Here is a 6,317-nt window from a genome sequence, read left to right as displayed (position 1 = left end):
TTTTTCTAGTCCCTATTCCCTATTCCCTATTCCCTATTCCCTATTCCCTATTCCCTATTCCCTGCTCCCTGCTCCCTGCTCCCTAAAACCCAGAGATTTGTACCTCATGGGTATAATACTTGCTATAAGTTATGACATTGATAATGAGGTAATTGTATCATGGAAAAGCTAGAAAAGCTTCAAACTTATCGCAGCATAATCAAGCAACTACTCAGTCAATATGCCAGTTACAAACCCTCTCATGGTGACCTTGAAATTCATAGCATTTTTGATACGGAAAACGACCATTATCAAGTAATGGCCATCGGCTGGGACAAGAAAGAAAGAGTTTATGGCTGTTCAGTTCATTTAGAGATAAAAAATGGCAAGATCTGGATTCAGAATAACAATACTGAATGGGATATTGGTCAAGATATGGTTAATATGAACGTTCCCAAAAATGATATTGTTATTGGGTTTCAGCCACCTTCTATGCGGCAATACTCAGGCTATGGCACAAAGTAAGCATATGCGCTACGCGCACGCTGCGCGAACAGCGGTCAGCGGTCAGCCGTCAGTGCCTACGCGTAGCGTGGCCGTAGGCCAATCGCTCTTGTAGGGTGCTTCGCGGTGAAATGTAACGCACCATCTATATACAAATTGAAACCAAAATATCCTTAACCAATACAATGGTGCGTTACGGCTTAAACTATGGCAATATCATCTATTTTTATCAACCAAACCGCCTAACGCACCCTACAAAATCTACCTGGAATATTGCTAAGCATTCTTCTGCTAACAAAATTCATGCAATCACCCAGCATTACTAACTCCTTAAACGCTTTTCTCCAACAACCGAATATAGAAGCATCTCCTGCTTGGGAATTCATCCATGGACACCCGAAGCAAAAGCCTATGCCAACATTGTTTCATTCCCGCCTCCAACGCAACCTCGTAAACGCCATCAACAATCAAACCCATGCTTGCGTTGCGATTCAAGAACTCCGGTGCATCATTCCTCCCTTATCCCCTGTACCAGATATTGTCGTTGTTAAAAGCGATCGCCTCAGGGATCAAGATGGCCCCCGGTCAGGTTCACGCCTTCTGGTTAATTGAAATTCGTTCCCCTGACCAAAGCACATTAGACCTACAGAACAAAATTTTGCACTTTAGGTGCGCTTTCCGCATCTAATTATTAAATTCGCCACGGGTCGCACCTCTTGAGCAACGGGACTCAGCTGGCTTGGCTAATCGATATTCAGCGACAGCAAATCTGGGTTTGGGAAAACCAGGAACTACCACTGGTGTTTGCCGGAACTGACATACTCCCCACCCTTGACAATATCTCAGACTTTACAGTAGACGCAATAATTGGAATGACCCGACAGCGATAATGTAAGTATTCAGCTATCAGGTATCAGCTATACCAAAGGGAACAGCGGATCTGGGAACAGATCTTGTAGGGTGGGCAAATGGACATGATTCTTTATCAAATTGCCTTCCGTACAGAATTTGCCCACCCTACCGAACCGAATGCGATCGCACTGATGCTATTTGATCAATCAACATACAGCGGTTTGCACTTCAGTTAGGTACAAAGTTTTGGGTTTTTAGGGAGCAGGGACTTCGGAGCAGGGACTTCGGAGCAGGGAGCAGGGAAGAGGGAAGAGGGAAGAGGAGAAACAATGTGTACCTGATAGTTATGTAATCCGCCGTAAGAGGAATTATATCAGTAGTAGGGTGGGCAAATGGACATGATTGATCATGAAATTGCCAAGGGATCAGAATTTGCCCACCCTAAACTAGTAGCGTACGCACTTTGGGAACAGTAGTAGGGTGGGCAAATGGACATGATTGGTGATGAAATTGTATTAATTTGATATATTGCCCACCCAAAGCCTATCTTTGGGAACAGTAGTAGGGTGGGCAAATGGACATGATTGGTGATCAATTGGTATTACTAGGATAATTTGCCCACCCTACACTAGTAGCGTACGCACTGGTCGGGGTTAGGGGTGGGTCCCCATTCCCCATTCCCGATTCCCGATTCCCGATTCCCGATTCCCCATTCCCCATTCCCGATTCCCCATTCCCCATTCCCCATTCCCCATTCCCCATTCCCCATTACCTATCTCCAAAGTAAAAAACCTACCCCTGAAAGCCCCGCGCCCCCGCTCCAAACTCTTCCCCTGTTCCCTGTTCAACACTTCTGATGACTTGGATTATTACACAGATACAAAAACTCGGGAATGCCATCTCTAAGGTGTTTACCGCCAAGCTATTTGAATTTGGTGGCCAAGCCTTTTCTCTGAGTTTCTTAGGCAAATTCCTGTTTTTATGTATCATCGCTATTCTGATATCCCGTACCATCAAAGCTCTGATTAAACATTGGTTACTGAGCCGTTTCAGGATGGATCGGGGTACTCGCGAAGCCCTCGCTTCTATTATCGGTTACATTCTAAGTATCTTAGGGTTTTTAATCGTTCTACAAACGTCAGGGATTAACCTAAGTTCTTTAGCAATCTTTGCTGGTGCTCTCGGTATTGGCTTTGGAATTGGACTACAAGATCTAGCTAGCAATTTTATCAGTGGTCTGACTATCCTGCTTGATCAACCGATTAAAGTGGGAGACTATATAGAAATCGATAATCTGTCAGGAACTGTGGAAAAAATATCGATTCGCTCTACAGTAATACGAACCATTCACAACGTTTGTGTTATTATTCCCAATAACAGTTTTGTCCAAAACAATGTCATTAACTGGAGCTACGAAAACCCTACAAGTCGTCTCCAAATTCCCATCAATTTTCCCGATGAATTAGATCCCCTTGTGATCACAGAGCTGCTGTTAGCGGCTGCCCGCCAAGAACCTCGAGTTTTATCTTCTCCCTCTCCCCAAGTTTGGTTCAAGGGCTATGGAGAGGAAGGGATGGATTTTGAACTTTTGGTTTGGATCGATAAACCAGCAGAGAGCCAAGGGATTAAAAGTGCTTTGTATTATCTGATTGATACTGAATTGCGATCGCGCCACATCGAACCCGGCCACCCTGAGCGAAACTTGCGTATTCACAATCCAGAAGCCTTAGTCTCCCTGTTTCGGCAATTACAAACCCCCGGGGTGACTAATGGCTCCTCCTCAACCCACAAGCAATCAGCTACAGCTAAACGCAAACCCAAGTCTAAATCCGCTAAAGCCTGGAAGCTGGCAGATCTATTGCGGCAAGTAAGTTATTTTCAAAACTGCAGCGATATCGAACTGCGACATATCATTGAAGAGGGCTATCGGAAAACTCTCCCAGCTTACGAAACCATCTGTCGGGAAAACGATCCAGGGGACTCATTTTATATTATCCTATCTGGAAAAGTGGAAGTGTTTGTAGAATCGATTGGAAAACGAGTCGCTACCCGTAAGTCTGGGGAATTTATCGGGGAGATGTCTCTGCTGATGGGTACTCCCCGTACTGCTACTCTTCGTACCCTAGAAGAGACGATGCTGTTTGTGGTGGATCGAGACAATTTACAAAGTCTATTGGCTAAGCACGAAGAATTAGCTGACCGAATTTCTGAAGAATTATCCAAACGTCAAGAGACATTGGAACGCTTAGGAATAACTGTTAGTAGCACAGAGGAAGACGAAACTCCTTTCGCGGAAATTCGCAAACGTATTCAATCAATTTTTGGTATTTAAAACCGATAGTTATCATGAATAAAATAAATCAGGATAATCAGTATCTATTACACCCATCAATTGATGATTTAGCTCAGCTTCCTAGCTCCTTTGTGGAAGCAGTCACTAGGGTGAAAACCTTTGCTCTGTTGGAAATGGAAAAAGAAACGGAGCGAAAACAGCTTTACTATCATAATTGTGACCATGTTAAGGGAGTGCAGCGTAGGGCTGATCGGATTTTCCAAGCCATCAGACCCTATTGGGAAGCCTGTCTGGACAATGATATAGCAGCAGACTATCTGAGCAGAATGAAACAGTTAATCGATCTGTGCGCCATTGCTCACGATATGGTACAAGAGTTTCTCCCTCAAATCAAACCCCATACTTCTAGACGGCGAGAAAATGGTGTGAGCGAAGCCGCTACAATTACTAAGCTTTTGGATTACATCAAAAATCAGAATGAATGGATAAGCAAGCAAACTTCTAACCATCTGACCTTGTTTACCGATTCAGATTTACAAATCATTATAGAAGCCATTAATGCTACCATTTGTTGGTATGATAGTTTAGACAATACAATTTACCAACCTGACCTCTACTATTCTGATAAAAACCTATCTCTGGTAGCTCGGATTATTGCTTTGGCTGATTTAGGCACTTTGGGAATGGAAGGAATTGAAGCATTTAACCAGGAAGGCAGTCTGCTATTTATAGAAGAAAATCCTGATATTATCCCAATACTTTTGAATCACGATCTTCCATATTATGAAGCTATCGATAAACAAACGCTTTATGAAAATCTTAGACAACGGCTCCTGAAAAGGACTCGCTTTCAAGTCAATTTTGCTAAGGGACGAATGGCTAGATTGGATCGTGAACTTAAAGGGTTGACCGCCGAAGCAATTTCGGTTTTAATCCATGATGTTTTTAAGTATTTGAATCCCACCATAATTCAAGAAATTGAATTATTAACTCCTACCGCTAATGACACTAATTTTGAGGAATTGATTGAGTTTTTTAAGCTCGAAAACTATGTAGAAAAGTAGGTGATATCAGCTTAACAACAAGATCAAAAAGGCAATCAATGATAGTGTTGCCGAATCAACTAAAAACTACTAAAATCGATTAAACGCGATTAAACGTGATCAATAATACCTCAATAATCGGAAATATCTGTTCGGATACGCTCTAAGGAACTATTCATATCTTTCAATTGTTCTTCAATTGCTAATAACTGACCTTCCAGTCTGGAAACTTTGCTAAATTGATTCTGCTCCTTGAGCACCTTGTCGAACTTTTCCTCCTGCTCCTGCTTGAATTCATCGACACTATCACTGATATTGCTGGTGATAATTCCAACAAACAGATTGATAGTAATCATCGCCCCCAACATCACAAAGCTTACAAAAAAAAGGACACCAATCAGGGGTAAAGCTGAGGGATTTGTGCAAAGTGCTTCTATACCATCGTAACCATAGCTTTCGCAGCCATACATTTGGATGTACATCAAATCTGTCCAACCTTCTAGGGTTACTACTTGAAATAGAGACAAGATAGATTTGGGTAAGGAAGAAAAGTGCATCGGATCGTTTTCAGCAAATAAAAAGGTTCCGGCTACCCCATAAATATAGAACAAAATACAGAGAAGTAAAAATACATATCCCATGGAGGGTAGGCTTTTGAGTAGAGCTCGGACGAGTATTTGTAAGCGAGGCAAAGCAGATATTAGCCTAAATACTCTCAGCAGCCTAAGCATACGTAGCACTATAAAATATTGATTATCAATGGGCAATAGTAACGCCACAACAATGAATAAATCAAATAGATTCCAGCCATTTTTAAAGTAGTTCCATGGATGACTAGCTTCAGCACCTATCTTAATAAAAATTTCAGCAATAAAAAACCCTAATATTAGATGTTCTATAAAAGTGACAATAGTGCCGTACTTTGCTGTAAATGATGGATAAGTTTCCAGACCTACTATAATGCTAGCCAAGATTATTACGCTCAAAACTGTATTCTGAAAGAGTTCAGAATTAGAAATTTTTTGGAGTGCTACCTGCATAAAAAAAATTAGATAAACAATTACAGTGGGCAACTTGTGATATCATTATATCCCGATGAATACTTATCATTCCGGGTGCTTGGTCATTGGTAATTAGTCATTAGTCCTTAGAAATCACTAATGAATAAACTATAGTACCACTATCCTTAGGCAATTATTACTATACTATATATCGCATTTATCAATTCGGTGAGGTACAAAGTTCTGGGTTTTAGGGAGCCTCGGAGCAGGGAGCCTCGGAGCAGGGAACAGGGAACAGGGAGAAAATCCAGCGTTGCTTAATAATGGAATGATTTTAAGAGTAGGTGCGCTTTCCAATGGGCGAGTAAATCGCCCTTGGGTCGCACCTCTGGAATGGGCATCAGGCGTGGAATGGGCATCAGGCGTGGAACTGGCATCTTGCCAGTTTCAATGTCTTGATGCAGTCGCTCATGGGGGAAACCCCCGCAGGTCGGCGCTGCATCGCTATATTTTCGAGCGGGCAGGATGCCCACTCTACTCCTATTCATTCCTCAATTCAGCAACGCCGAAAATCCCTCCCTACTCCCTACCTAACAGGGGGACAAGGAGGCATGAGAGTCTTATGTAGTGAGCGATACAGCAGAA

6 protein-coding genes and 1 pseudogene are annotated in these 6,317 nt (G+C 42.4%); 6 read left to right on the top strand and 1 reads right to left on the bottom strand.

What is annotated here, in order from left to right:
- Window positions 1-159: 159 nt before the first annotated feature.
- The 5 genes and pseudogenes from BJP37_RS13800 (at window position 160) to BJP37_RS13785 (ending at window position 4,692) form a co-directional block, all read left to right on the top strand.
- Entirely contained in the window at window positions 160-504 is a 345-nt protein-coding gene (locus BJP37_RS13800; protein ID WP_075899546.1) for a XisI protein, read from the top strand.
- A gap of 282 nt (window positions 505-786) precedes the next feature.
- Window positions 787-1,373, top strand: a pseudogene (locus BJP37_RS45005) (Uma2 family endonuclease).
- A gap of 621 nt (window positions 1,374-1,994) precedes the next feature.
- On the top strand, window positions 1,995-2,192 hold the full coding sequence (locus BJP37_RS39160; RefSeq protein ID WP_158069573.1) for a hypothetical protein: 198 nt from the start codon (window positions 1,995-1,997) through the stop codon (window positions 2,190-2,192).
- Window positions 2,192-3,667 (top strand): mechanosensitive ion channel domain-containing protein, encoded by a 1,476-nt coding sequence (locus BJP37_RS13790; RefSeq protein WP_075899544.1) that lies wholly within the window; start codon window positions 2,192-2,194, stop codon window positions 3,665-3,667. The genes BJP37_RS39160 and BJP37_RS13790 overlap by 1 nt, the downstream gene beginning before the upstream one ends.
- 14 nt (window positions 3,668-3,681) lie before the next feature.
- Entirely contained in the window at window positions 3,682-4,692 is a 1,011-nt protein-coding gene (locus BJP37_RS13785; protein WP_075899542.1) for a hypothetical protein, read from the top strand.
- Window positions 4,693-4,802: 110 nt separating this feature from the next.
- Here the strand turns inward: BJP37_RS13785 and BJP37_RS13780 are convergent, their stop codons facing one another.
- Window positions 4,803-5,711 carry an ion transporter gene (locus BJP37_RS13780; RefSeq protein WP_075906075.1) on the bottom strand — a complete coding sequence of 303 codons (909 nt, stop codon included), beginning with the start codon at window positions 5,709-5,711 and terminating at the stop codon, window positions 4,803-4,805.
- Window positions 5,712-6,130: 419 nt separating this feature from the next.
- Between BJP37_RS13780 and BJP37_RS41945 the strand changes: the two genes are divergently transcribed.
- Window positions 6,131-6,317: hypothetical protein (locus BJP37_RS41945; RefSeq protein WP_214607760.1), on the top strand; the 187-nt coding region annotated here is incomplete at its 3' end.

Origin of the sequence: Moorena bouillonii PNG (genome assembly GCF_001942495.1) — a bacterium.
GTDB classification, from domain to species: Bacteria; Cyanobacteriota; Cyanobacteriia; order Cyanobacteriales; family Coleofasciculaceae; genus Moorena; species Moorena bouillonii.
This window is presented reverse-complemented; position numbering and strand designations above follow the sequence as displayed.